Here is a 26,871-nt window from a genome sequence, read left to right as displayed (position 1 = left end):
ATGAGGCAACCCCTGGTGGCGCTGGTGGCGGCTGCCGTGCTGGTGGGAGCGGTCCCGCCGGACACGGGCCCCACGCCCCTTCGCGAGACGGCCGCCACCGCCGCCGACACCGCTACCGTCTTCTACTACACGAAGACCAAGAACTGGCCCGCCACCTACCTCCACTACGCCCCCGACGGAGGCTCCTGGACCACCGTCCCCGGCACCCCGATGGAGGCGGCGTGCACGGACTGGGTCAAGAAGACCGTCGACCTGGGCTCGGCCGCCGGACTCCAGGCCACCTTCAACAACGGCGGCGGCACCTGGGACAACAACGGCGGCGCCAACTACGCGCTCGGCACGGGGAACATCACCGTCAAGGACGGGGTGATCGCCCACAGCGACCCGTGCGCCGGCACCGATCCCGTCGAGGGGAACAAGGCCACCGTCTTCTACGCGACCGCGACGACCGGCTGGACCACCGCCAACATCCACTACCAGCCCGCCGGCGGCTCCTGGACGACCGCACCCGGTGTCGGCATGGAAGCGGCCTGCGCCGGCTGGTGGCGCAAGACCCTCGACATCGGCACCGCGACCTCCCTCAAGGCGGCCTTCAACAACGGCAACGGCGTCTGGGACAACAACAACAGCGCCGACTACACGATCCCGGCCGGCACCACGACGGTGCAGGACCGCACGGTCACCCGGGACGCCGCCGACCCGTGCGCGGCCGAGGTCCCCGACACCGAGGCACCGACCGCGCCCACCGAGGTCACCGCGACCGCCACCCACACCTCGATCGTGCTGAGCTGGCACGCCGCCACCGACAACAAGGGCGTCACCGGATATCAGGTCACCCGCACCGGCGGCACCAAGGGCACGACCGTCACCGACCTCGGCTCAACGGTCCTGTCCGACACCGGACTTGAGGAGAGGACCGCCTACACGTACACGGTGAAGGCGGTGGACGCGGCAGGCAACACCTCGCCCGCCTCCGCCGAGGCCAGGGCGACCACCGGGGAGAAGGCGGCCGAACCGGCCTCCGGCACCCCGCTCGGCACCGACCCGCGCAAGGACCCCATCTACTTCGTCCTCACCGCCCGCTTCTTCGACGGCGACACGGGCAACAACCGGGGCGGCAGCCAGCACACCAAGTCCGGCAACGCGGCGAACGGCGACCCCATGTTCCGGGGCGACTTCAAGGGCCTGGTCGACCGGCTCGACTACATCAAGGCGCTCGGCTTCTCAGCGGTGTGGATCACCCCGGTGGTCCTGAATCGCTCCGACTACGACTACCACGGCTATCACGGCTACGACTTCTACAAGGTCGACCCGCGCCTGGAGTCGGCCGGTGCCTCCTACCAGGACCTGATCAACGCGGCCCACGCCAAGGGCATGAAGATCTACCAGGACGTCGTCTACAACCACAGCTCCCGCTGGGGCGCCAAGGGCCTGTTCACGCCCACGGTGTACGGCGTCCGCGACTCCCAGTGGAGCTGGTACTACGACGAGAAGGCCGAGGGCTTCGAGTACGACGGCCTCACCGTCGAGCCCAAGTCCGGGAAGTCCTACTACAACGGCGACCTCTGGTCGACGGCCGAACCGACCGGCAACACCTGCCTCAACTGGGGCAAGCCCACCGGCGGCAAGAGCGCCGAGGGCTACACGCTCTACAACTGCCAGTGGCCGAGCCCCACTTCGGGCATGTTCCCCAAGGCCTACTACCACCGGTGCTGGATCGGCAACTGGGAGGGCGAGGACGCCCGTTCGTGCTGGCTGCACGAGGATCTCGCCGACTTCAACACCGAGAACACAGCCGTCCAGAACTACTTGATCGGCGCCTACGACAAGTACATCGACATGGGCGTCGACGGCTTCCGTGTGGACACGGCCGTGCACATCCCGCGCGTCACCTGGAACCGCCGTTTCCTGCCCGCCATTTACGACCGGGTCACCCAGAAGTTCGGCGCGGAGGCGGCGAAGAACTTCTTCGTCTTCGGCGAGGTCGCGGCCTTCGTCAACGACAAGTGGAACCGCGGTTCGGTCAACCACTCGGCGCAGTTCTACACCTGGAAGGAGCGCAAGGAGTACAGCGCCGACGACGAGACGGCGGCCATCGAGCAGTTCACCTACGAGAACAACCTCGGCACCGGCAACCAGCCGACCTCCACCAACGCCTTCCTGAACGGCAACAGCTACCACACGCCCGACCGCAGCCGGTTCTCCGGCATGCACATCATCGACATGCGCATGCACATGAACTTCGGTGACGCGCCCAACGCCTTCGGCAACGGCAAGGACTCCGACGACAGCGTCAACGACGCCACCTACAACGTCGTCTACGTCGACAGCCACGACTACGGCCCCAACAAGTCGAGCAACCGCTACAGCGGAGGCAGCGACGCCTGGGCCGAGAACATGGCCCTGATGTGGACCTTCCGCGGCATCCCCACGCTCTACTACGGCTCCGAGATCGAGTTCCAGAAGGGGCAGAAGATCGACTGCGGGCCCGGCTGCCCGCTCGCCACCACCGGACGCGCGTACTACGGCGACCATCTCGCCGGGTCCGTCACCGCCTCCGACTTCGGCAAGGCCGACTCGGCCGGCGGCCAGGTCGCCACGACGCTCGCCCAGCCGCTCGTCAAGCACCTCCAGCGGCTCAACCAGATCCGCCGGGCGATCCCCGCCCTCCAGGCGGGCCAGTACTCCACCGAGGGCATCAGCGGCCAGATGGCCTTCAAGCGCCGGTACACCAGTGGCTCGACCGACAGTTTCGCCCTGGTCACCGTCACCGGGGACGCCACCTTCACCGGCATCCCGAACGGCACCTACCGGGACGCCGTCACCGGCGACGTCAGGACCGTCTCCAACAGCACCCTGAGCGTCGGCGCCCCCGGCAAGGGCAACCTGCGGGTGTACGTCCTCGACGGCCCCGGCAGGATCGGCGCCGACGGCCCGTATCTGAAGTGACGAAGGTGACGACCCGCACCCGCGGTGACAGTCGGTACCTGAAGTGACGAAGAGGAATGCCCGCCTCCCTGTCGGGTACGCGAGGGGCGTCGCGCCCGGGACGGACGCCGTCCCGGGCGGCCTTTTCCATCACTACCTGGGATCTTCCATGGACATATCCTCCAACGGCCACCACGCGCCCCAGGCCGTCACACCGGCCCAGCGCGCGCTGACCGCGCTCGCCCTCGACACCCATGACACGGCCGCGCTGAACACGCTCGCCGACAGCGAGGTGCTGATTCCGGTGCCGGACGACGCCGACGAGGCGGCCGTGAACGATCCGACGGCCGTGGCGCTGCCCGTGCTGGAGCAGCCGGGCGGCGAACAGATCGTGCCGGTCTTCACCTCGGAGCCCGCGATGGCCGAACTCCTGCCGTACGTGTCGCGCTACCGCCTGGTTCCCCTGGGCGCCCTGGCCTCGCAGTGGCCGACCGACGCCGATCTCTCCCTGACCATCGACGCCGGTTCCCCGCACGGCCTCACCCTCGACGCCCACGACGTGGGCACCCTCCTGGGAGGACACGGCTTCTGACCGGCACGCACCGTCTACGAGGGAACGGCCCCACGGCCCTCACAGCCCCTTGCCGGGGTTGAGGATCCCGTGCGGGTCGAACACCTCCTTGATCCGCCGCTGCAATCCGTGCGCGGCGGGCCCCAGCTCCTCCGCCACCCACTGCCGCTTCAGCACCCCCACTCCGTGCTCCCCGGTCAGCGTGCCGCCCAGCCGCAACGCCAGCGCGAAGATCTCGCCCGCCGCCTCCCAGGCCGCGTCCGGCAGCTCCGGCAGGGCCGGGTCGACGACCACGATCGGGTGAAGATTGCCGTCGGCGGCGTGCGCGAGCGTGAACACCGGCACGTCGTGCCGCTCGGAGATCGCGCGGATCTCCCGGACCGCCTCCGCGAGACGGGAACGCGGCACCGCGATGTCCTCGATCAGGGGCCGCCCCAGCCGCTCCAGCGCGGGCAGTGCCAGTCGCCGCGCCGCGAGCAGCGCCTCCGCCTCGACCGGATCGGTGGTCGTCTCCACCGTCGCCGCCAGCGGCGCGACCACCCGGGCGACCGCCTCGGCCTCCGCCTCCGCGCCCGCCCCGTCGCACTGCACCACCAGCAGGGCCGCGCCCCGCGCCCGCAGCGCCGGATCGATCGCGTGCAGCACCGGCCCGTCCACCAGCTCCGCGAGCGCCGGGACGACACCGGCCCGCTGGATCGCGTACGAGGCCTCGGCGGCCGTCTCGAAGGAGTCGAAGTACGCGGCGAGCGTGGCCGTGGCCACCGGCACCGGCCGCAGCCGCAGCGTCGCCGACGTGATCACCGCGAGCGTGCCCTCCGAGCCCGTGAGCAGGGCCGTCAGGTCGTATCCGGTGACCCCCTTGACCGTACGGCGGCCCGTGCGCACCACCGTGCCGTCCGCGAGCACCGCCTCCAGCCCGAGCACGCTGTCCCGGGTCACCCCGTATTTGGCGCAACGCAGCCCGCCCGCGTTGGTGGCGATGTTCCCGCCGATGGTGGAGATCGCCGCGCTCGCCGGATCGGGCGCATACCGCAGCCCGTGCGCCCCGGCCGCCCGGTCCAGCTCGGCGGTGATCATACCCGGTTCGACGACCGCGAGCTGATCGTCCGCCGACAGCTCCAGAATCCGGTTCATCCCGGACAGGTCCAGCACGAGCGAGCCCTCGCCCGCGCCGGCCCCGCCCGACAGCCCGGTACCGGCGCCGCGCGGCACCACCGGCACCCGCAGGGTGTGCGCGTGCCGCAGGGTCACGGTCACGTCCTCGGTCCGCCGGGCGTGCACCACGGCCAGCGGACCCCCGTCCGGCCGTGCGCCCGAGCGGTCCGTGGCGTACGCGGCGAGCCGCGCCGGGTCGGTGGTGAGCCGGTCGAGCGGCAGATCACGGGCGAGCAGCCCCAGCAGCCGCGCCGACACGGTCGTCTCCGGTGCCGCCGTCACAGTCCCAGCGCCTTCGCCCCGATCGCCAGCAGCGCGATGTCGGCCTGCGGCGCGTGCACCGGCGCGCACTGGATGTCCCGGAAGTGCCGCTCCAGCGGATTGCCCCGCGCCAGCCCCGGATTCCCGAGCAGCCGCACGGCCACCTCCACCGCCCGCACCCCGTGCCGGTCCGCCAACACCCGTGCTCCCAAAGCCTGTTCGGGCGTGTACGCCACGTCTCCCGCGTCGACCCGCGCCGCACCCCCGAACACCAGCTCCTCGGCCGCCGTCAGCAGCACCTCGATCTCCCCGGCCGCCGCCCGGAACCGTTCCGTACGGGCCACCGGATGCCCGAGGTTGGCGGGCACCCGCTCCCGGGCGAAGGTGTGGAAGAACGCCTGCGCGGCCCGCGCCACCCCCAAGTACAGGGCGGCCAGCGGGAGATGGATCGCCGCGCCCGCCCGGTTGTCCTGTTCGGCACCGGGCCCGTACGCCGCCGGCCCGATCACCTGCTCGTACGGCACCTCCACCTCCCGGAAGGTGACGTCGTGGCTGCCGCTGGCTCGCAGCCCCAACTGGTCCCAGTTCCCGGCGATGTCGATGCCGGGCGAGCCCCCGGGCACCAGGAACGTGCCCACGCGCGGCTCGGCCTCGTCGGTGGTCGCCCACACCAGGAACCAGTCCAGCCCCTCCGCGCCCGTCACGAACCGCTTGGTGCCGCTGATCGCCCAGCCGCCGCCCGTCCGCCGCGCCCGGGTCGCGGGCAGCCCGCCCCGCGCGGGGGAGCCCAACTCGGGCTCCACCCGGGCGTGGTTGATGAGGACCGGCCGCTCCCCGGACTCCTTGAGGACCCGTGCGTAAAGCTCCTCCGGCCAGTGCGGTTGCGCGGCCTGGCGGGCGTGCGCGACGAGCGTCATCGCCGAGATCAGGGCGACGGACGGGTCACCCTGCCCGAGCGCGTGCAGGATGCGGGCCGTCTCCTCCACACCCGCGCCCCGGCCGCCGTACCGCTCCCCGACGGTGGCGGTGAGCAGCCCGGCCGTGTGCGCCACCCGGAGGGACTCGGCGGGGAAGTCCCCGGACCGGTCGTACCCCGGTGCCAGCTCGGCGAGGCGGTCGATCACCCGGCGTCGGTCGCTCACAGGGCCTTCCTCAGCTCGGCGTCGAGTGCGGTCGTCCAGAACGACTTCACGTCCAACTTCTCCTTCAGCGCGCCCAGTTCGGTGAACGCGTCGGCGACCTTCTGCTGCGAGGCGATCGTGTCGTCGCCGACCGGGCGGGCCTCGGTCGGCCGCTGGGCCTGCGCGTCGAGGAGATCCTTCCTCGCCTGGGCGAGCGGCTGGTGGGTGGCGTCGGCGGTGATCTTCGCGAAGCCGTCCTCGTGCCCGTCCCGTACATACGCGTACGCCCGGGTGATGCGGGCGATCAGATCGGCGACCGCCGCCTTCTGCGCGGGGCTTTTCAGCACACTGTCCCGGGCCGACCAGAGGAAGTTGCCCGACAGGATGTCCGCGCCGGAGCCGACCGTGGTGGCGCCCTGCTGGTGGGCGGTGGTGATCGAGGTGCCGTAGGAGGCGAAGGCGTCGATACCGCCACCGTTGAGGGCGGCGAGACCGTCGTTCGGCAGCAGCGGTTTGGCGTCGATGTCGGACCACTTGAGGCCCGCCTGCTTCAGCAGCTCGTACAGGAAGTAGTGCGCGGTGGTGTTCTGCACATAGCCGACCTTCCCGCCCTTCAGACCGGCGATGTCGGTGACCTTCGACCCCTTGGGGACGACGACCTCCTGGTTGAGCGTCGCGGCGCGCTGCACGGCCACGACCCTGAAGTTCGGCTCGCCGTCCGCCGCCGCGAAGACCGGCGGGATCTCACTGGAGGACGCCAGATCGAGCGCCCCGGCACGGATGGCCTGGAGTTGCAGGTCACCGCCCTGGAAGAGGTTCCACTTCACCTTGTAGGGGGTGTCGTCGAGGCCGGCGTACTGGAGGATCGCCTCCTCGCTCTTCCAGCCGGTGGCACCGACTCTCAGCGTCACCGACGACAGATCGGACGACGAGGACGACGAGGACGACGAGGACTCGGCCTCGGCGGAGGCGCCGCACGCCGCCGTGAGCAGCAGGAACAGGGCGGCGGCGGACGTGCGCAGGGTGCGCTGGAACACGGGCTCTCCATGAGGGTGTGGCGCCGACCGGCGGAGGTCAGGCGGTCTAGGGCCTGCCGTTTGGATCACGCCTGGGCCGCGGGGTGTGGTGCGCACATCTGCGGCGTTGTCGTCAGTTGCCGACGCTCCGCGTCGACGCCCTCCTCCGCCTTGCAGCCGCACGCACCAAGCCCCGCTCACCGGCACTCACCAGGCACCGTCGCCCGAAGCCGGCGTGATCCAAACGACAGGCCCTGGGCGCCGGTGGCGCGGTGGGCGAGTTCCTGCCGGACCAGCGGCAGGACATGGCGGGCGTAGTCGATGGCGTCGTTCAGCGGGTCGTAGCCCCGGATCGACAGCAGGTCGCAGCCGATGTCGACATAGTCGAGCAGCGCCTTCGCGACCGTCTCCGGCGTGCCGACCAGGGCGGTCGAGGCCCCGGCCGCGTTGGTGGCGACCGCCGGAGCGGTCCACAGGCAGCGGTCGTGCACCTCCCCGCGCTCGGCGATGTCCAGCAGCCGCTGCGAACCGACGTTCGCCGGACGCCCCTCGGCGCGGTAGTGGCGGAACGCGTCCGAGGCCGCCGACTCGGCCTTGAGCACCCCCAGCGTGCGGTGCGCCTTCTCCCAGGCCAGCTCCTCGGTGGGCGCGATGATCGGCCGGAACGACACCCAGATACGGGGATGGGGGCGCCCGGCGGCGTCCGCGACCGCGTTCACGGCGGCGATCTGCTCGGCCGTCTCCTTCAACGGCTCGCCCCACAGCCCGAAGATGTCGCCCTGCTGCCCGCCCACCCGATAGGCGTCCTGCGAGGACCCGCCCACCGAGACCGGGATCAGCCCGTTCACCGGCCGCACATCGGAGTGATAGCCCTCGAACGTGAAGTACCTGCCCTCGTGCGAGACCGGCCCGTCGGCCGTCCACACCTTCCGGAGCACCTGGATGTATTCGTCCGAACGCTCGTACCGCTCCGCCTTGTTGAGATAGTCGCCCTCCCGCCGCTGCTCCTCGTCACTGCCGCCGGAGATGATGTGCAGCGACAGTCGACCGTCGCTGATCCGATCCAGGGTCGCGAGGGCGCGGGCAGCGTGCGTGGGGAAGACGACACCCGGCCGGTGGGCCAGGATCGGGCGGATCCGCTCGGTGTGCGTGGCCACGAACTGGGCCAGCTGCAGCGCGTCCGGGGACGCCGAGTGATAGGCGACGAGGGTGTGGTCGAAGCCGCCGTCGTCCAGGGCGCGGGCGTACCTGCGGACGTAGTCGGGGTCGAAGCCGGTACGCGCGCTCGCCGCGGGCCCGTTGACACCGGGGGCGGTGTGGACGGCGCTGATGAATTCCACGGGCATGGTGAACTCCCTTCTGAGCTTTCGAGCTTCTGAGCCTCTGAGGGCGCTTACTTGAGGACGGAGGTGTCGGCGGTCCCGGCCACGTCCACGTTCGGTTCGAGGACCCCGATGCCGTTCATCAGGTCGGCGACACCCTGGACCGTCTTCGTCACCCCGGCGTCGATCGGCAGGACCTGGCTGTACGCGGCCGAGGCGAGGGTCTTCGCCACCGACTCGTCGGCGCCGTTGCGTTCCACGATGGCCTTCGCGTACTCGTCCTCGTGGGTGTCGGTCCACTTCAGGGCCGTACCGAGCCGCTTGAGGAAGTCGCCGAGCGCGGCCTTCTTGTTCTCGTCGGCGAGGGCCTTGTCGGAGGCGCCGATGAAGCCGTAGCCGCTGACCCGGCCGTCGGCGCCGTCGACGAGCAGCTTGCCGCCCTGCTCCAGACCGACGGCCTGGTAGACGCCGAAGGTCGCCCACGCCTTGATCTTCCCGGAGGCGAACGCGGCCTGCGCGTCCGTCGGCAGCAGGTACTGCACCTTCACGTCGGAGTACGTCAGCCCGTTCTGCCGCAGCACGTTGGCGAGCAGATACTCCGAGATGCTGCCCTTGGCCGAGGACACCACGACCTTCTGGCCCTTCAGATCCTTCACACTGTCGATGCCGGACCCGTCCCGGACGACGATCCCGACATGCCGCCCGTCGTTCTTCAGCGCGGCGACCGTCTTGAACCTCACCCCGCCGCTCAGCGCCTGGAGAGCGGGCAGATCGGCGGAGTACGTGGTGTCGGCGGCGTTCGCCTGCACCGCCTGGTAGAGCGGGGCCGCGCCCTCGAACTCGGCCCACTTCACCTTGTAGTCGGCGCCCTTGAGCGCGCCCGAGGCCGCGACGATGGTCTGCAGGGTCTTGGCCTGGTCGCCGATCGTCAGCGTGACCTGGCCCTCGTCCGAGGAAGTCCGCGCCGAGGAGTCCCCGCCGCAGCCGGTCAGCGCCAACAGGGCGGTGAGGCTCAGCGCGGCGGCGGCGATGGTGCGTACTGCTGGGGGTGTCACGAGGAGGTTCCTTCCAGGGTGCGGTGCACGCCGAGCCAGCTCAGCAGGCGGGCGCGCAGGGACACGAATTCCGGGGCCGTCAGATCGCGGGACCGGGGCAGGTCGACGGTCAACTCATGGGCGATACGGCCCTCGTCCATCACCAGCACCCGGTCGGCGAGCAGCAGCGCCTCCTCCACGTCATGGGTGACCAGGAGGATCGCGCAGCCGTGCCGCTGCCACAGCTCGGCGACCAACTGCTGCACCCGGCCTCGGGTGAGGGCGTCGAGGGCGCCGAACGGCTCGTCCAGCAGCAGGAGTTCGGGCTCCCGGACCAGGGCGCGGGCCAGCGATACCCGCTGGGCCTGACCGCCGGAGAGCGTCTTCGGCCAGACGGTCGCGCGGTCGGCGATCCCGACCTCGTCGAGCGCCTTGAGAGCCTTCTCCCGGTCCGCCCGGCCGGGCAGACCGAGGACCACATTGCGCCACACCTTCAGCCAGGGCAGCAGCCGGGGCGACTGGAAGGCCGCGCTGCGCCGGGCCGGCACGGTCACCTCGCCGTCGATGTCCTCGTCCAGCCCGGCGAGGATCCGCAGCAGCGTCGACTTGCCGCAGCCGCTGTGCCCGAGGAGGGCCACGAACTCGCCCTTGCCGATGTCGAGATCGAGTGCGTGCAGCACGGTGTGACCGTCGAAGGCCCGTGAGAGCCCGCGTATCTCCACACTGTGGGACGCGGCGGTGGTGGCCGTTCCGGACGCCGTGGCCGTCATGGCGCTCACGCCTCCCCTTCGAAGTTGGCCCGCCAGGTCAGCAGCCGACGGGACAGGACGCGTACGGCGAAGTCGCAGGCCAGCCCGAGCAGCGCGTACACGGCGAGGCAGAGCACGATGACGTCCGTGCGGAAGTACTGCTGGGCGTTGCTCATCAGATAGCCGAGCCCCGCGTCCGCGTTGATCTGCTCGGCGAACACCAGCGCCAGCCAGGCCGTCGACAGGGCGTACCGGAGCCCCACGAGTGCCCCGGGCAGCGCGCTCGGCAGGATCACGTACGCGATCAGCCCCAGCCGCCCGAGCCCCATCATCCGTGCGGCCTCGACGAGTTGGGCGTCCGTGGACCGGATGCCGCCGTAGATGTTGAAGTACAGCGGATACGTCACACCCAGCGCGACCAGCGCGATCTTCGGCGTCTCCTCGATGCCGAACCACACGATGAACAGCGGGATCAGACCCACCCAGGGGATCGCCCGGAACATGCCCATCGAGGAGTCGATGACGTCCTCGCCCAGCCGGAACAGCCCGGCCAGCAGCGACAGGCTCAGCGCGACGGCCGCCCCGATCAGGAACCCGGTGGCGGCCCGCCGCCCCGACGCGGCGATGGCGTCCGGGAGTTCGCCGCTCTTCGTCAGCTCCACGGCCTGCCGTACGACGTCCACGGGGGAGGCGAGCACCGACTCGGGGAGCAGCCCGGTCGCCGAGGTCAGGAACCACAGCAGCACCAGACCGACCGGGCCGGAGGCGCGCCGCACGGCACGGGGGACGGTGAACCGGCGGGACGTCCTCGCGGTCCCGCGGATGGTGACGCGGGCCGGAGCGGGCGCGGTGTCCTCGGCGGCCGGCCGCCGGGGGCGTGCCAGGGGTTTCGTCGTCATGGCCGGCCTCCCCGCACGGCCGGGCGGACCGGATCGGCGGACCACGCGGACCAGGAACCGGGGAAGAGCGTCGCCTCGAACCCGGCGAGGGCGAGCGCGGCGATCTGATGCGCGGCGGTGACCCCGGACCCGCAGTACACGCCGACGCGCTCCGCCTCGCCCGCGCCCTTCGCCGTGAATCGTTCCCGCAGCTCCTCGGGGGACCGGAACGTCCCGTCGGCCGTCAGGTTCTCCCCGGTCGGCGCGGACACCGCCCCCGGGATGTGCCCGGCCCGGGGATCCACCGGCTCGACCTCGCCCCGGTACCGCTCGGCGGCCCGCGCGTCCAACAGCAGTCCGGTCAGGGCGAGTTCGGCGGCCCCGTCGGCATCGGTCACCGGCAGCCCACCGGCCCGCAGAACGACGTCACCGGGCGCCGGAGCGCCGGGCACCCCCGACTCCAGCTCAAGACCGGCGGCCCTCCACGCCCCCAACGCCCCGTCCAGTAGCGTCACTTCGGCCACTCCGGCATATCGCAACAGCCACCAGGCGCGCGCCGCCGCCGTGTTGCCCAGATCGTCGTACACGACGACCGGCCGCCCCTCCCGGACCCCCCAACGCCGCGCGGCGGCCTGCAGATCCGTGAGGGCGGGCAGCGGATGCCGCCCGCCCTCCGCACTCGGCGGCGCGGCCAGCTCGGTGTCGAGGTCCACATACACCGCGCCCGGGATGTGCCCGGCCGCGTAGTGCGCACGCCCGTGCGGATCACCGAGCGCCCACCGCACATCGAGCAGCACGGGCGGGAGTTCGGACCGCAGCAGGGCGGCGAGTTCGACGACGGAGGTGGTCACCCGGGTACCGGTGGTGGTCACCGGGGTGCCGGTGGTGGTCGCACGGGTGGTGGCCGGGGTGTTCGGGCTCATGACAGACCCGCCGCGATGACGGGCAGCCCGGGGGAGAGCCGGAGCCGTTCGAGGAAGAGGACGACGGTGGCGGCGGCCGTGCGGTGCTGGGCGTCGTTCAGCACGTCGTGCCGCCCGCCCTCGAACGTCACCGTCCGTACGGTGGGGTGGCCGGCGTAGGTGGCGAGGGCCCGGTCGAGCGGGCTGACGACGTCGTCCGTGCCGTGCAGGGCGAGCACGGGGACGTCGACCAGGTCCAGCCGCAGGTCAGGCAGGTCCGGCAGGTCCGGCAGTTCGGCGGGGCTCGCGTCGAGGGCGCCCCGGCGGAAGTCGGGGTCGTTCGTGAGCCGCCCCTGATGCGTGGGGCAGGCGGTCCGGGCCGTCACCTCTTCCTCCCAACTCCCGGATTTCCAGGGCCCGATGGGCAGCCCGGCGAGGATCAGCGCGTCGAGGCCAGTGGTCCGCTCGGCGGCGAGCCGTACGGCGTACCGGGCGCCCGTGTCGGAGCCGACCAGCACCTTGGGGCCGGGCAGCGACTCGTCGGCGAGAAGCTTGGCCGCCGCGTCGAGGACCGAGGGGTCGGCGGACGGATCGCCGAGGGCACGGACACGGTAGGCGTCGAAGGCGAGACGGCGGCCGAACCGCTCGTACACGCCGCCGTGCTCACCTCGCCCGGCGAGCACGACGAGCGTGCCGCGGGCGGCGAGACCTTCGGGTTCGTCCCAGGAGGACGGTGCGGAGGAACAGGGCGCGGAGGAGGGCATGGGGAAGCAACTCCCGTTCGAGGGCAGGGGAAAGGAGCGGACCGGGCGGGAGGCCGCGCGGACACGTGTCGGTTCAGCGGGGGAACGCTCGACGAGCGCGGAGAGAGCGCCGCCGGACGGGCGGCCGGAGAATCAGCGGATCAACGACAACGCGCGCTGCACGCCACACCGAAGTCGATGACTCGGCGCTGCGTCAGAAAGGCAGCAGGGGCGGTCGCGGGAATCATGTGTTCATGATGACCGGCGGTGCCGCGTCACGTCCAACGACGATTCCGCATCGAAACCGATCAGGAATCGCGATCGATGCCGCGCAGCGGCTACGGTCGCCGCATGCACCGACCTGTCCTCGACATCGTGGCCCTGCGCAGCCTGACCGCGATAGCCGACTGCGGCGGCTTCCATCGCGCGGCCCGCTCCCTCGCCCTCAGCCAGTCCGCGGTGAGCCAGCATGTGCGCAGGCTGGAGAAGACGCTGGGTCGCGCGATCGTCGAACGCGAGGGGCGCGGCACCCGCTTCACCCCCGACGGACGGCTCCTCGTGGAGCAGGCGCGCCGTATCCTCGCCGTCCACGACGAGGCCGTCCGCGCCCTGCTCGACGTCGACGGCGACACCGTCACCATCGGCTCCACCGAACACGCCGCCGACCAGTTCCTGCCCCGGCTCACGGCGGCCGTGCAGGAGGTGCGCCCCGGCTGCCGGGTGCGGTTCCGCATCGACCGGTCGGCACGGCTCGTCGAGGCCGTGGAACGGGGGAGCGTCGATGTGGCGGTGTACGTCACCGAGGCGGCGGCCACCGAGGGCACCCCCGTCGGCGGACTGCCGCTGACCTGGCACGCCACCCCCGGCTGGGAGGCACCGGTCGCCCCCGTACCGGTGCCGCTGGTGGCCGTCGAGGACCCGTGCGCCATCCGCCGCCGGGCCATCTCGACACTCGCCGCGCACGGCGTCGCCGCCACGGTCGTCGGCGACGCCGGTTATCTCGCCGGTGTCCTCGACATCGCTCGCACCGGCCAGGGCGTCGCCCTCCTCGCCGCCGTCGGCCCCGCCCCCGACGGGCTCACCCCGTACGCCGGGCTGCCGCCCGTCACCCCCATCCCGATGAGCGCCCTCGCCCGCCCCGGCGCGGACCCGGCCACGGTGGAGGCGGCCTTCGAGGCCGTACGGGAGCTGCTGCGCTGACCCGGAGGAGAGAGCCGGTGGTCAGCCCTGCTGGAGCATCCGGGAGAGCACCTCGCGCTGGAGCGGCAGCACCTCGGTGTGCAGATCGCGCCCCTTGGCGGTCAGGGTGACCCACACGCCGCGCCGGTCCTCCGCGCACACGGACCGCTCCACCAGGCCGTCCTTCTCCAGCCGGCTGATCAGCCGGGACAGCGCGCTCTGGCTGAGGTGGACCTTCTCGGCGATGTTCTGCACCCTGCACAGGTCCCCGGCCGCCGTGGCCGCCGCCATCCCCGAGGCGAGGATGTCGAGCACCTCGAAGTCGCTGCCGCCGAGGCCGTGCGGATGCAGTACACGGTCGATCTCGCACATCGTGCGGGCATGCACGGACAGGATGTCCCGCCACTGGTCCTCGAGCCGGACCCCGGCCGTGTTCGCTGCCATATGTGCACGGTAACAGAGGGCGAGGCGGTCGTTGTCCGTGCAACTACTGCGGGTGCATCCACCGCCTCCGCGCTACTCCGCGACGGTGTCCTCCACCAGGCCGACGAGGTTCCCGTCCGTGTCCTTCACCGAGGCGATGAGCCGGCCGCCGCCCACGTCGTGGACGTCCTCCAGGGTCTCCGCGCCCGCCGCGAGCAGGGACGCGAGGGTCGACCGGATGTCGGCGACATGCCAGTACGGAACCGGCCCCGTCATCCCCTTCGCGTGCCCGTTCGGGTCCAGGCCCACGTCCTGGCCCGCGTCCTTGTACCCGACGTAGTACGGGGTGTCCGCATACGGCTCGACCCCCAGCAACGCCCCGAACAGCGCCTTCGCCCCGGCGAGGTCCTTGACGGGGTACACGATCGTCTTCAGCCCAGCAGTCATGACGTCCTCCTCAGTGATTGTCTCCGGCCCTCACGACCTGCGCCCCACGCTAGGCCGCGGGCCCCCGGAGAGGCTTCTCCGATCCTGACCGTTCGCTTGAGGCCCGCGTTGTCGGCCACCGGCCCGGTGGGGCTTCTCGCGCAGCTCCCCGCGCCCCTGGAACGGGCTGCGCCCTGCTTGTCGGCCCGAAGAGCCCGGGGCGCAGCCCCGGCTCTTCAGGGGCGCGGAGAACTGCGCGACCAGCCCCCACCGGGCCGGCAGCCGACAACCCACCCCGCGCGGAGCGCGAAAGCGGGTCGAAGGGGCGCAGCCCCTGGGGAGGGGACGGGTAGGGGCGGCGGGGGCGCAAGACTAGGCCGGGCGGAACCAGAGCGTGGCGAGCGGCGGCAAGGTCACCCGAACGCTGCCCGCCCGCCCGTGCCACCCAAGCACCTCACTCTCGACGGGCCGAGAGTTCCCCACACCGCTCCCCCCATAAGCAGCCGCATCCGTGTTCAACACCTCCCCCCACGCCCGCACACCCCCCGGCACCCCCAACCGATACCCCTCCCGCACCACCGGACCGAAGTGGGACACGGCCAGCAACGGCACCCCCGCCCCGTCGAACCGCAGAAACGCGAACACATTGTCCTCGGCGGCATCCCCACACACCCACTGGAACCCCGCCGGATCCGTGTCCCGCTGCCACAGAGCCGACGTCCCCCGATAGACCGTATTGAGATCCCGCACGAGATCCCGCACCCCCCGATGGTCCCCCTCCGCCCCGTACCCCGGATCGAGCAACCACCAGTCCGGCCCCGAGCCCTCCACCCACTCCGCCCCCTGCGCGAACTCCTGCCCCATGAACAGCAGTTGCTTACCGGGGTGGGCCCACATGAACCCCAGATACGCCCGGTGGTTCGCCCGCCGCTGCCACCAGTCGCCGGGCATCTTCGACACCAACGCCCGCTTCCCGTGCACGACTTCGTCGTGCGAGATGGGCAGCACATAGTTCTCGCTGTACGCGTACACCATCGAGAACGACATCTCGTCGTGGTGGTACTCACGATGCACCGGCTCATGCGCCATGTACTCCAGCGAGTCGTGCATCCACCCCATGTTCCACTTCAGCCCGAACCCCAGGCCCCCGCTGTCGGTCGCCCGGGTCACCCCGTCCCAGGCGGTGGACTCCTCCGCGATGGTCACCACCCCCGGCGCCCGCCGGTACACGGTGGCGTTCATCTCCTGGAGGAAGGCGACCGCGTCCAGATCCTCCCGCCCGCCGAACACATTGGGCGTCCACTGCCCCGAGTCCCGCGAGTAGTCGAGGTACAGCATCGACGCCACGGCATCCACCCGCAGCCCGTCGACATGGAACTCCTCGCACCAGTACACCGCGTTCGCCACCAGGAAGTTGCGTACCTCGACCCGCCCGAAGTCGAACTCGTACGTCCCCCAGTCGGGATGCTCGGCCCGCCGGCTGTCCCCGGGCTCGTACAGCGGCTCCCCGTCGAACCGTCCGAGCGCCCAGTCGTCCTTGGGGAAGTGCGCGGGCACCCAGTCCACGATCACCCCGATCCCGGCCCGGTGCAGGGCGTCGACCAGGTACTTGAAGTCGTCGGGGCTGCCGAGCCGGGACGAGGGCGCGTAGAAGCCGGTGACCTGATAGCCCCAGGACCCGCTGAACGGATGCTGTGCGACCGGCATCAGCTCGACATGGGTGAAGCCGAGATCGGAGACGTACTCCGGCAGCACATCGGCCAGTTGACGGTACGTCAGCCCAGGCCGCCAGGAGGGGAGATGGATCTCGTACACGGAGAACGGCGCCTCGTGCACCGGGACGTCCCCGCGTCGCGCCATCCACTCCGCGTCGCCCCACTCGTAGTGCGAGACGTGCACGACGGACGCCGTCGCGGGCGGCACCTCGGCGTATCTGGCCATCGGGTCGGCCTTGAGCAGCCGATGGCCGTGGCGCGAGACGATCTCGTACTTGTAGTGGGCGCCCTCGCCCACCCCCGGCAGGAACAGCTCCCAGACCCCGGACGCTCCGAGGGACCGCATCGGGAACGCCGTGCCGTTCCAGCAGGCGAAGTCCCCGACGACCCGCACCCCTTGCGCGTTCGGCGCCCACACGGCGAACCGGGTCCCGGCCACCCCCTGATGGGTCATCGGCTCCGACCCGAGCGCCTTCCACAACTGCTCGTGCCGCCCCTCACGGATCAGATGCAGATCCAGCTCCCCGAGCGCGGGCAGGAAACGGTAAGGGTCGTGGACCTCGTGGTCGGTGTCCTCGTACGACACGAGCAGCGTGTACTGCGGTACGGCGTCCAGCGGGAGCAGCACGGAGAACAGACCGTCGCCCTCCGAGGCGAGATAGGTACGCGCGCCGCCGATCACCACGCTCACCGCGTGCGCGTACGGACGCAGGGCCCGTACCGCGACCCCGCCCGGCACCGGACGGGCGCCGAGCAGGGCGTGCGGATCGTGGTGCGTGCCGGAGAGCAGCCGCGCACGGTCCTCGGGGGCCAGGGGAGGGGCGGGCACGGTCAGCCGGGGCCCGCGCGGGGGCGGGCCCGCCGCCTCGGGGGGAGTGGTGTCGCGCAGGGCCACGGTCTCAGTCTCCTCTCACGGTCTCACGGCGAGACGCTCGATCGCCGCCATCGGTACGGGAAGCCAGTCGGGGCGGTGCCGGGCCTCGTAGAGCACCTCGTACACGGCCCGGTCCGTCTCATAGGCGCGCAGCAGACCGTGTTTCTCGCGCGGGTCCCAGCCGGCGCGGGCCGCGTAGCCCGCGCAGTACGCCTCCCGGCAGCGGCTCGCCCACTCCGGGCGCCAGGGCCGGCGCTGGCGGGCCGCGTAGTCGAAGGAGCGCAGCATCCCGGCGATGTCCCGCACCGGCGACTGGGTGCCGCACCGCTCGGCCAGCGGACGGGACGGCTCGCCCTCGAAGTCGATCACGAACCACTCCCGGCCGGCCCGCAGCACCTGCCCCAGATGCAGATCGCCGTGGACGCGCTGCGCGGGCGGTCCGACATCGCAGGAGAGCAGGGCGCGGAAGGCGGTGCGCAGCCCGGGGACGTACGGCCGCAGCGCCGGGACGCAGCGCGCGGCGGCGTCCAGCCGCTCGGTCATCGCCGCCGCCGTCCGCCCGTTCTCGTCATGGGCCCCGGACGGGAACGCCGAGGCGAGTGCCAGATGCACGTCGGCCGTGGCCCGGCCCAGCTCACGGGCCTGTGCCGTGAAGTCGTGCCCGGCGGCGAGCGCGCCGAGCGCCAGCGTCCAGCCGTCGGACGCGTCGGGCAGGAAGGGCTGCAGCACCCCGAGCGTCGCCGGGAACGGATCGGTGGTCCGGAACCAGGCCACCGGCGCGGGCACCCGCCCGCATCCCTGCCCGGCCAGCGCGCCCGGCACCTCCAGATCGGGGTTCACCCCCGCCTGGATGTGCCGGAACACCTTCAGGATGTACGCGTCCCCGTACACCAGCGAGGAGTTGGACTGCTCGGCGTCCAGCAGCCGGGGCGCCAGCCCGGCCGGTACCCGGACGTCCGGGTCGGCCTCGAAGCGCAGCGGGCCCGCCGTCCCGGGGTGCCGCAGGCGTTCCAGGAGCAGTTGGGCCGAGCGGGGGTCGTACAGCGCGTCGTACACGGTCAGACCCGCGAGCGGGCCCTCGTGGGCCTGTCCGATGAGCGCCCGCCCGAGACGCGGGACCACGTGCTCGCGTACTCCGAGCAGCAGTTGGTAGCAGTCACCGGCCGGGGGAGTGCCGCCCGGCGCGGGTACCCCGCAGTGACCGGTGTGGTTCGGCTGACCGGTGTGCACCAGCAGATGCAGACAGCCCGGGTACAGCTCGGTCATCGACAGCAGGGCGAGGTCCGTGACCGGCCGGTCCTTGCCGGCGAACCAGCGCTGCCGCGGCAGCCACTCGCGCAGCAGCCCGGCCAGCGAGGTCATGAGGTCGGCGGCGACCTCCTCACCGCTCGGCCGGAGCAGTGCGGTTGCGGTCTTCGACATGGTGACGCGTCCTTTCGCCGGCCCGCGCTTCAACGCCCTCGGGCGGCGCGGGAGAGGACTCGGGAGAGCCGGAACCAGTAGAAGCCGTGGCCCGCGAGGGTGAGCAGATAGGGCAGTTCACCGATGGCGGGGAAACGGACGCCGCCGATGAGTTCGACGGGGTGGCGTCCTTCGTAGGCGCGCAGATCGAGTTCGGTCGGCTGCGGGAAGCGGGAGAAGTTGTTCACGCAGAGCACCAGGTCGTCCCCGTCCTCCTCGATCGAGGGGGCCTCCCTGAGATAGGCCAGCACCGCCGGGTTGGACGACTGGAGTTCGGTGTAGGTGCCGAGGCCGAACGCCGGGTTCTGCTTGCGGATCTCGATCATCCGGCGGGTCCAGTGCAGCAGCGAGGAAGGGGAGGACATCGACGCCTCGACGTTGGTCACCTGGTAGCCGTAGACCGGGTCCATGATCGTCGGAAGGTAGAGGCGCCCGGGATCGCTGGAGGAGAAGCCGGCGTTGCGGTCGGGGGTCCACTGCATGGGGGTGCGTACGGCGTCGCGGTCGCCGAGCCAGATGTTGTCGCCCATGCCGATCTCGTCGCCGTAGTAGAGGATCGGCGAGCCGGGGAGGGAGAGCAGGAGAGCGGTGAAGAGTTCGATCTGGTTGCGGTCGTTGTCGAGGAGGGGGGCGAGGCGGCGGCGGATGCCGATGTTGGCGCGCATGCGGGGGTCTTTGGCGTATTCCGCGTACATGTAGTCGCGTTCTTCGTCCGTGACCATTTCGAGGGTGAGTTCGTCGTGGTTGCGGAGGAAGATTCCCCATTGGCAGCGGGAGGGGATCGCGGGGGTCTTGGCGAGGATTTCCGAGACCGGGTAGCGGGATTCCCGCCGGACCGCCATGAAGATGCGGGGCATCACCGGGAAATGGAACGCCATATGGCACTCGTCGCCACCGCTCGGGAAGTCGCCGAAGTAGTCGACGACGTCCTCCGGCCACTGGTTCGCCTCCGCGAGGATGACCGTGTCCGGATACAGCGCGTCGATCTCCCGGCGCACATGCTTGAGGAAGGTGTGGGTGGCCGGGAGGTTCTCGCAGTTGGTGCCCTCCTCCTGGTAGAGGTAGGGGACGGCGTCGAGCCGGAAGCCGTCGATACCGAGATCCAGCCAGAACCGCAGCGCGGCCAGCATTTCCTCCCGGACCGCCGGGTTCTCGTAGTTGAGATCGGGTTGGTGGGAGAAGAAGCGGTGCCAGTAGTACTGCTTGCGGACGGGGTCGAAGGTCCAGTTGGAGGCTTCGGTGTCGACGAAGATGATGCGGGCGCCGGGGAACTGTTTGTCGTCGTCGGCCCATACGTAGTAGTCGCCGTAGGGGCCGTCGGGGTCATTTCTCGATTCCTGGAACCACGGGTGCTGGTCGCTGGTGTGGTTCATGACGAAGTCGATGATGACGCGCATGCCGCGCTGGTGGGCGGCGTCGACGAATTCCACGAAGTCGGCGAGGTCGCCGAATTCGGGGAGGACGGCCGTGTAGTCGGAGACATCGTAGCCGCCGTCGCGGAGGGGGGATTTGAAGAAGGGCGGCAGCCAGATGCAGTCGATGCCGAGCCACTGCAGATAGTCGAGTTTCGCGGTCAGGCCCTTGAGGTCGCCGATGCCGTCGCCGTCACTGTCCTGGAAGGAACGGACCAGGACCTCGTAGAACACGGCGCGTTTGAACCAGTCCGGGTCCCGGTCCCTCTGCGGAGTGTCCTCGAAGGTGTCCGGGATGGGTTTGTTCATGGTCATGGCGTGCCTGACGCTCCGATCTGCGACGAGTCCTGTGGCGAGGGGGACGTGCTCTCGGTCGGGAGCTGGACGTGGAGGATGTGCGCGGGTGCCCGCCCGGGTTCCAGGCGCACGTAGTTCGTCCTTCCCCAGTGGTAGGTCTCCCCCGTCAACTCGTCGCGCACTGGCACGTTCTCGTCCATGCCGAGGCCGAGTTCCGCCATGTCGAGCGTGACCGTGGCCTCCTGGACGCGATGCGGGTCGAGATTGACGACCACCACGACCGCGTCCTCGCCCGCCCGCTTGCTGTACGCGATCACCGCGTCGTTGCCGGTGTGGTGGAAGCGCAGGTTCCGGAGCCCGTGGAGCGCGGGGTGGCGCCTTCTGATCTCGTTGAGCGCGGTGATGAGGGGCGCGATGGTACGTCCGTCTCGTGCGGCTGTGTCCCAGTCGCGGGGGCGGAGTTGGTACTTCTCGGAGTCGAGGTATTCCTCGCTGCCGGGTTTGAGGGGGGTGTTCTCGCAGAGTTCGTAGCCGGAGTAGACGCCCCAGGTGGGGGAGAGGGTGGCGGCGAGGACGGCGCGGAGTTCGAAGGCGGGCCGGCCGCCTTCCTGGAGGAAGGCGTGGAGGATGTCGGGGGTGTTGACGAAGAGGTTGGGCCGCATGTAGCTCGCGGCTTCGCCGGCGAGTTCGGTGGCGTACTCGGTGAGTTCGGTTTTGGTGGTGCGCCAGGTGAAGTAGGTGTAGGACTGCTGGAAGCCGGTGGCGGCGAGGGTGTGCATCATCGCGGGGCGGGTGAAGGCCTCGGCGAGGAAGAGGACGTCGGGGTCGGTGGTGTTGATGTCGGCGATGACGTGTTCCCAGAAGACCACCGGTTTGGTGTGGGGGTTGTCGACGCGGAAGATGCGGACGCCGTGGTCCATCCAGTGCCGCAGGACGCGGGTGGTCTCGGCGATGAGGCCGGGCAGGTCGGCGTCGAAGGCGATGGGGTAGATGTCCTGGTACTTCTTCGGCGGGTTCTCCGCGTGGGCGATGGTGCCGTCGGGGCGGTGGTGGAACCACTCGGGGTGTTTGTGCACCCAGGGGTGGTCGGGGGAGCACTGGAGGGCGAAGTCCAGGGCGACTTCCAGGCCGAGTGCGCGGGCCTCGGTGACGAAGTGGTCGAAGTCGTCGAGGGTGCCGAGGCCGGGGTGGACGGCGTCGTGGCCGCCCTCGGGGGAGCCGATCGCCCAGGGCACGCCGACGTCGTCGGGGGTGGGGGAGAGGGTGTTGTTGCGGCCTTTGCGGAAGGTGGTCCCGATCGGGTGGATCGGGGGCAGGTAGACGACGTCGAAGCCCATCGCGGCGATGGCCGGGAGGCGGCGGGCGGCGGTGCGGAAGGTTCCGTGGGGCTGCTGGGGGGTGCCCTCGGAACGCGGGAAGAACTCGTACCAGGACCCGAACAGGGCCCTCTCCCGCTCCACCAGCAGCGGCAACGGCTCGGAGGACGTGACCAGCTCGCGCAGGGGGTGGCGGGTCAGGACCTCGTCCACCTCCGGGGCCAACGCCGCCGCCAACCGGTCGGCCACCGGGAGCGTGTCGTCGCGCAGACGCCCGACGGCCGTCAGCAGGACGGTGTGCCCGCCGCCCTCCGGCACCCCGGCGGCGGCGCGCGTGTGCAACTCGGCGCCCTCCTCCAGGACGAGCCCCGCGTCGATCCCGGCCGGGACCTTGATACGGGCGATGTGGCGCCAGGTGGCGATCGGGTCGCCCCAGGCCTCGACGCGGTACGTCCAGCGGCCCACCGAGGTGGGGGTGACACAGGCACCCCAGCGGTCGGTGCCGGGCACCAGTTCACGCATCGGGGTCCAAGGGGCCGGACGGCCCTCCGGGTCCTTGAGTACGACATTGGCGGCCACCACGCCGTGCCCCTCGCGGAAGAGCGTCGCCGTGACCTCGAAGGTCTCGCCGACCACCGCCTTCGCGGGACGCCTGCCGCACTCGACGAGCGGACGGACGTCCCTGACGGGGACGCGGCCGACGGCCGGGGCCGGGATCGGGCTCATGGGGTCTCACCTCCGCCGTGCTCGGGGATCGGCACTGGGCCGAACGGGTCGTGAACGAGGGCGGTCCTACCGCCCTGCCGTGAAACGCCGTCCGGAGGGCGTCTCCCGCCCCACGGCACGGGTCCTGCGGGGCTGCTCCTTGCGGGCCTTGCCGTTCTGGCCCTGCCCCAGGTGTCCGGTCTGCTCCAGCGGACCGGAGGGCGGGCCCGTCTGCTCCTGGAGATAGGCGGGCAGGCTCGTCTGGAGGTAGCGCTCGGCGGCCGTCACGGCCTCGCGGGCGCAGCGCTTGCCCATCAGCACGCACAGCGTGTAGCCCGAGTCCTCGAAGCTGTCCCGGGCCGCGCGGTCGGTCGGGGACGCGAGCATCACGCGTTCCCAGGTGCGGTAGCGCCGCAGATGTCTGGCCACCTCGTTCTTGGCGGGCAGCAGCATGTGGCTGGTCCCTCCCGGCACTCTCGGCGGAGCACGCTCCCCGGGGGAGGTCGTGCACGGAGGGGCATCGGCGCCTCACGGAGCCGATGCCTTCACTCATGGTGCACAGGTAACCACCGGGCGTCTTGTTGGATCTTCAACCACACCGGGAGTCGCTCGTGTTGCACGAATGGCGTAGCCCTCCCACTCTGGAGCTGACTCAGAAGTGATCGGTGCTCACGCCCCGTGCTCATGGGGCGTGGGCTTCGCCGGTGAGGAGCCCACCACGATGAAGACCGCAGTGCCTCGCTACTACCACCTCGACGTGGAAGTCAGTCCGGAACGGGTCGGACAGGTCAGCCGCATCCTGGCCGCTCACCTCCGGTTCTGGGACCTGGAAACCCTTGTCGGACCCGTCTGCCACAGCGCCGAACTGCTGCTGCGCGCGATCGAGGAGCACGCCACGGACAAACACACCTCGATCGAGATGTGGTGGAACGGCCAGCACCTCATCGCGGCGGTGGGAGAGACCGACCCGGAGATGCGCCCGGACCGGGAGCTGCGCCCCTGCCTCACCCGGATCGCCGCGCTCAGCGACGGCTGGGGCTGCTGCTCCACGGCCCGCGGCGGCACGGTCATCTGGTTCACCCAGCGCGCGCCGGTCGACCAGTGCGTACCCCTGGTGCCGACCGTGCCCGAACCGGCCCTGCGCGCGGTGCTCCAAGTGCCCCGTGAGACGTCCGTCGCCGTCCTCGCCGGCGCGCCCGGCGCCGATGCCGCGGACGAGTGCGAAGGCGCCCGGTGACCGTGCGGCCGGACCGGAAAGGGGTGCCCGTGTCCAGCGGGCACCCCTACCCGCTGGGCGCGTCCCACGACGGCACCGGCACCAACTTCGCCCTGTTCAGCGAGGTCGCCGAACGCGTCGACCTGGTCCTCGTCGACGACGACGGCACCCACCGATCCGTCCCGCTCACCGAGGTCGACGGCTTCGTCTGGCACGGCCGGCTGCCCGGCGTCGGACCCGGACAGCGCTACGGCTACCGCGTCCACGGCCCCTGGGCCCCCGCCGCCGGACACCGCTGCGATCCGGCGAAACTGCTCCTCGACCCGTACACCACGGCCGTCGACGGGCAGACGGACAACCACCCCTCCCTCTACGAACCGGGCGCCGACAGCGCCGGGCACACCATGCTCGGCGTGGTCACCGACCCGTACTTCGACTGGGGGGACGACCGCCCGCCCCGGCGGCCCTACGCCGACACCGTCATCTACGAGGCGCACGTCCGCGGACTCACCCGCACCCACCCCGACGTGCCCCCCGAACTCCGCGGCACCTACGCCGGGTTGGCGCACCCCGCCGTCGTCGAGCACCTCACCTCGCTGGGCGTGACCGCGATCGAACTGATGCCGGTCCACCAGTTCGTGCAGGACGGCGTCCTCCAGGACCGGGGCCTCACCAACCACTGGGGCTACAACACCATCGGCTTCCTCGCCCCGCACAACGCCTACGCCGCCCACGGCACCCGCGGCCAACAGGTCACCGAGTTCAAGTCGATGGTCAAGGCGCTGCACGCGGCCGGCCTCGAAGTGATCCTCGACGTGGTCTACAACCACACCGCCGAGGGGAACGAGCGGGGCCCCACCCTCTCCTTCCGGGGCATCGACAACTCCTCGTACTACCGGTTGGTGGACGGCGACTGGGCGCACTACTACGACACCACCGGCACCGGCAACAGCCTGCTGATGCGGCACCCGTACGTCCTTCAGCTGATCATGGACTCGCTGCGGTACTGGGTCACCGAGATGCGTGTCGACGGCTTCCGGTTCGACCTGGCGGCCACGCTGGCCCGGCAGTTCCACGAGGTGGACCGGCTGTCGGCGTTCTTCGACCTGATCCAGCAGGACCCCGTGATCAGCCGCGTCAAGCTCATCGCCGAACCGTGGGACGTGGGCGAGGGCGGCTACCAGGTCGGCAACTTCCCGCCGCTGTGGTCGGAGTGGAACGGCAAGTACCGGGACGCCGTACGGGACTTCTGGCGCGGCCGACCGCACACGCTCGGCGAGTTCGCGTCCCGGCTGACCGGCTCAGCCGACCTGTACGAGCACAGCAGGCGCCGCCCGCGCGCCAGCGTCAACTTCGTCACCGCGCACGACGGATTCACCCTGCGCGACCTGGTCTCGTACAACGACAAGCACAACGAGGCCAACGGCGAGGGCAATCGGGACGGCGAGAGCGTCAACCGGTCCTGGAACTGCGGCGTCGAAGGCCCCACCAAGGACCCGCGGGTCCGCGCGCTGCGCGCACGTCAGCAGCGCAATCTGCTGGCCACCCTGCTGTTGTCGCAGGGCATTCCGATGCTGAGCCACGGCGACGAGTCGGGCCGCACCCAGCGCGGCAACAACAACGCCTACTGCCAGGACAACGAGGTCTCCTGGGTCGACTGGCGGCTCGACGCCGAACGCCGCGCGCTCCTCGCGTTCACCCGCGACCTCATCGCCCTGCGCGCCGACCACCCCGTGCTGCGCCGCCGCCGCTTCTTCCGCGGCGACACCCCGACCCGCGCGGACCGGCCGCTGCCCGACCTGGTGTGGCTGCTGCCGGACGCCCGGGAGATGACCGCCGCCGACTGGGACCGCGCAGGCGCCCACGCCCTGGCCGTCTTCCTCAACGGCGACGCCCTCGCCGAACGCGACGCCCACGGGGAACCCGTCGTCGACGACTCCTTCCTGCTCCTGCTGAACAGCCACTGGGAGCCGAGGGAGTTCCGGCTGCCCGGCGCCGCGTACGGCGAGCGCTGGGCGACCCTCGTCGACACCGCCGCAGAACCGGACGGCGTCCCGGACGAGGCCGAGCACAAGGCGGGCGCCGAGATCACCGTCGAGGCGCGGGCGCTGGTGCTGCTGTCGCGGCCCTCCCGGGGCGGATGATCGGTGCCCGCCTGGCGACCGGGTGGGTGGTCAGCGCTCGCCGCGCGAGGTGATCGTGAACTGGGCGCCGTCCGGATCGCGGAGCACCGCCTCGTGCGGCTGGTGGGTGAGGATCGTGCCGCCGTGGTGCTGGGCGGAATCGACGCAGGCGGCCACATCGGAGACGGAGAAGTGGACCTGCCAGTGCGGCCGGATCGTGGGGTCGGGGGCGGCCTCCAGCGCGCCCGAGCTGATCCGGGCCACCACCTCGCCCTCGCTGCGCAGCACGACCTCGTTGCCCTCGTAGTGGACCTCGCAGCAGCCCGGTTTCTCGGTGGCCCACTCCAGGACCTCGCCGTAGAAGATCGCCGCGTCGAAGGCGTCCCGGGTGTGCAGCCGGATGAAGGCCGGGGCCGCCTTGCGCCAGGTCTCCCAGTCGGTGAACAGCGCGCCCTCCCAGATCCCGAAGGACGCCCCGTGCCGGTCCGCCAGCAGGGCCGCGCGGCCGGGCGGGAAGGAGAGCGGGCCGACCGCGACCGTGCCGCCGCGCTCCCTGGCCCGGGAGGCCGCCGCGTCCGCGTCGGAGACGGCGAAGTACGGGGTCCAGGCCACCGCCATCTGCCACAGGGACGCCACCCCGGCGATCCCGGCGACCGGCACGCCGTCCGCCAGCGCGATCCGGAAGTGGTCGCCGAGCTTGGCCGTACGCCAGCGCCAGCTCAGCACGGCGGAGTAGAAGTTCTCCGTGGCCGGCAGATCCCGGCTGGTGAGGCTCACCCAGCAGGGCGCGCCGAAGACGGAGTGGCTGGAGATGGCGTTCTCCGTGCCTCGGTGACGGGCGTTCTCCGTGCCCCGGTGATTGCTGTCGCTGTTCATGGCAGTCGCGTCCTGAGTCTCGTCCGCCGGCACACCCCGGCCGCACTCCAGTGTCCAACCGGATCCGGGGCCGGTGCCCGTCGAGTACCCCGCCTCGGGGTGCCGACCCCGGTGGCGCAGCGATCTTCCCGCCGTCTTCGGACGACCGTTCGGGTGATGACCGGGAGT

Annotated in this window: 22 protein-coding genes; 5 read left to right on the top strand and 17 right to left on the bottom strand. The window is 71.2% G+C overall.

Translation table 11 applies throughout. The annotated features are described in order from the left end of the window. Nucleotides 1-2,949 (top strand): carbohydrate binding domain-containing protein, encoded by a 2,949-nt coding sequence (locus tag F9278_RS03075; RefSeq protein WP_152166875.1) that lies wholly within the window; start codon nt 1-3, stop codon nt 2,947-2,949. Between the two features lie 148 nt (nt 2,950-3,097). Continuing rightward, nucleotides 3,098-3,520, top strand: coding sequence for an SseB family protein (locus F9278_RS03070; protein WP_152166874.1), 423 nt, complete (start codon nt 3,098-3,100; stop codon nt 3,518-3,520). Nucleotides 3,521-3,559: 39 nt separating this feature from the next. Here the strand turns inward: F9278_RS03070 and F9278_RS03065 are convergent, their stop codons facing one another. From F9278_RS03065 to F9278_RS03025, 9 genes are all read right to left on the bottom strand, one after another. After that, a complete protein-coding gene (locus F9278_RS03065) occupies nt 3,560-4,936 on the bottom strand; it encodes an FAD-binding oxidoreductase (protein ID WP_152166873.1) in 1,377 nt (458 codons plus the stop codon). Next, a complete protein-coding gene (locus tag F9278_RS03060) occupies nt 4,933-6,057 on the bottom strand; it encodes an acyl-CoA dehydrogenase family protein (protein ID WP_226966606.1) in 1,125 nt (374 codons plus the stop codon). The genes F9278_RS03065 and F9278_RS03060 overlap by 4 nt, the downstream gene beginning before the upstream one ends. Continuing rightward, nucleotides 6,054-7,073 carry an ABC transporter substrate-binding protein gene (locus F9278_RS03055; protein ID WP_152166872.1) on the bottom strand — a complete coding sequence of 340 codons (1,020 nt, stop codon included), beginning with the start codon at nt 7,071-7,073 and terminating at the stop codon, nt 6,054-6,056. The genes F9278_RS03060 and F9278_RS03055 overlap by 4 nt, the downstream gene beginning before the upstream one ends. A 176-nt stretch (nt 7,074-7,249) precedes the next feature. Further along, a complete protein-coding gene (locus F9278_RS03050; RefSeq protein ID WP_152166871.1) occupies nt 7,250-8,398 on the bottom strand; it encodes an LLM class flavin-dependent oxidoreductase in 1,149 nt (382 codons plus the stop codon). Between the two features lie 47 nt (nt 8,399-8,445). Beyond that, a complete protein-coding gene (locus F9278_RS03045) occupies nt 8,446-9,429 on the bottom strand; it encodes an ABC transporter substrate-binding protein (protein WP_152166870.1) in 984 nt (327 codons plus the stop codon). Further along, nucleotides 9,426-10,178, bottom strand: coding sequence for an ABC transporter ATP-binding protein (locus F9278_RS03040; protein WP_152173660.1), 753 nt, complete (start codon nt 10,176-10,178; stop codon nt 9,426-9,428). The genes F9278_RS03045 and F9278_RS03040 overlap by 4 nt, the downstream gene beginning before the upstream one ends. Nucleotides 10,179-10,183: 5 nt before the next feature. Beyond that, the gene (locus tag F9278_RS03035; protein WP_152166869.1) at nt 10,184-11,056 is read right to left on the bottom strand and encodes an ABC transporter permease; all 873 of its coding nucleotides are present in this window, start codon (nt 11,054-11,056) and stop codon (nt 10,184-10,186) included. Then, on the bottom strand, nt 11,053-11,958 hold the full coding sequence (locus F9278_RS03030; RefSeq protein WP_152166868.1) for a sulfurtransferase: 906 nt from the start codon (nt 11,956-11,958) through the stop codon (nt 11,053-11,055). Before F9278_RS03030 ends, F9278_RS03035 begins: the two co-directional genes overlap by 4 nt. Then, complete coding sequence (locus F9278_RS03025; RefSeq protein WP_152166867.1) at nt 11,955-12,701, bottom strand: alpha/beta hydrolase; 747 nt, start codon at nt 12,699-12,701, stop codon at nt 11,955-11,957. The genes F9278_RS03030 and F9278_RS03025 overlap by 4 nt, the downstream gene beginning before the upstream one ends. A gap of 330 nt (nt 12,702-13,031) precedes the next feature. Here F9278_RS03025 and F9278_RS03020 point away from each other — a divergent pair, with 330 nt between their 5' ends. Then, nucleotides 13,032-13,880, top strand: a complete 849-nt coding sequence (locus F9278_RS03020; protein WP_152166866.1) for a LysR family transcriptional regulator — start codon at nt 13,032-13,034, stop codon at nt 13,878-13,880. A 21-nt stretch (nt 13,881-13,901) separates the two neighbouring features. On the opposite strand, the gene F9278_RS03015 is transcribed toward F9278_RS03020, so the two are convergent. From F9278_RS03015 to F9278_RS02985, 7 genes are all read right to left on the bottom strand, one after another. Then, nucleotides 13,902-14,303, bottom strand: coding sequence for a MarR family winged helix-turn-helix transcriptional regulator (locus tag F9278_RS03015; RefSeq protein ID WP_152166865.1), 402 nt, complete (start codon nt 14,301-14,303; stop codon nt 13,902-13,904). Between the two features lie 72 nt (nt 14,304-14,375). Then, nucleotides 14,376-14,729 carry a VOC family protein gene (locus F9278_RS03010; RefSeq protein WP_152166864.1) on the bottom strand — a complete coding sequence of 118 codons (354 nt, stop codon included), beginning with the start codon at nt 14,727-14,729 and terminating at the stop codon, nt 14,376-14,378. A 351-nt stretch (nt 14,730-15,080) separates the two neighbouring features. Then, entirely contained in the window at nt 15,081-17,318 is a 2,238-nt protein-coding gene (gene glgB / locus F9278_RS03005; RefSeq protein WP_152166863.1) for a 1,4-alpha-glucan branching enzyme, read from the bottom strand. 15 nt (nt 17,319-17,333) lie between these two features. Continuing rightward, a complete protein-coding gene (locus F9278_RS03000; RefSeq protein ID WP_152166862.1) occupies nt 17,334-18,719 on the bottom strand; it encodes a maltokinase N-terminal cap-like domain-containing protein in 1,386 nt (461 codons plus the stop codon). Nucleotides 18,720-18,748: 29 nt separating this feature from the next. After that, nucleotides 18,749-20,485 (bottom strand): maltose alpha-D-glucosyltransferase, encoded by a 1,737-nt coding sequence (treS, locus tag F9278_RS02995; RefSeq protein ID WP_152166861.1) that lies wholly within the window; start codon nt 20,483-20,485, stop codon nt 18,749-18,751. After that, complete coding sequence (locus F9278_RS02990; RefSeq protein WP_152166860.1) at nt 20,482-22,509, bottom strand: alpha-1,4-glucan--maltose-1-phosphate maltosyltransferase; 2,028 nt, start codon at nt 22,507-22,509, stop codon at nt 20,482-20,484. Before F9278_RS02990 ends, treS begins: the two co-directional genes overlap by 4 nt. Nucleotides 22,510-22,575: 66 nt before the next feature. Continuing rightward, complete coding sequence (locus tag F9278_RS02985) at nt 22,576-22,941, bottom strand: DUF5133 domain-containing protein (RefSeq protein ID WP_152166859.1); 366 nt, start codon at nt 22,939-22,941, stop codon at nt 22,576-22,578. A 268-nt stretch (nt 22,942-23,209) separates the two neighbouring features. On the opposite strand from F9278_RS02985, the gene F9278_RS02980 reads away from it, so the two are divergent. Further along, nucleotides 23,210-23,725 carry a pep a2 gene (locus F9278_RS02980; RefSeq protein WP_152166858.1) on the top strand — a complete coding sequence of 172 codons (516 nt, stop codon included), beginning with the start codon at nt 23,210-23,212 and terminating at the stop codon, nt 23,723-23,725. Continuing rightward, nucleotides 23,722-25,848 (top strand): glycogen debranching protein GlgX, encoded by a 2,127-nt coding sequence (glgX, locus tag F9278_RS02975; protein ID WP_152166857.1) that lies wholly within the window; start codon nt 23,722-23,724, stop codon nt 25,846-25,848. Before F9278_RS02980 ends, glgX begins: the two co-directional genes overlap by 4 nt. A 30-nt stretch (nt 25,849-25,878) precedes the next feature. Here glgX and F9278_RS02970 read toward each other — a convergent pair whose 3' ends face one another. After that, the gene (locus F9278_RS02970; RefSeq protein ID WP_152166856.1) at nt 25,879-26,703 is read right to left on the bottom strand and encodes a VOC family protein; all 825 of its coding nucleotides are present in this window, start codon (nt 26,701-26,703) and stop codon (nt 25,879-25,881) included. Between the last annotated feature and the right edge of the window lie 168 nt (nt 26,704-26,871).

Origin of the sequence: Streptomyces phaeolivaceus, from assembly GCF_009184865.1 — a bacterium.
Classification (GTDB): domain Bacteria; phylum Actinomycetota; class Actinomycetes; order Streptomycetales; family Streptomycetaceae; genus Streptomyces; species Streptomyces phaeolivaceus.
Note: the sequence above shows the minus strand (reverse complement) of the source record. Positions and strands in the feature narration are given on the sequence as shown.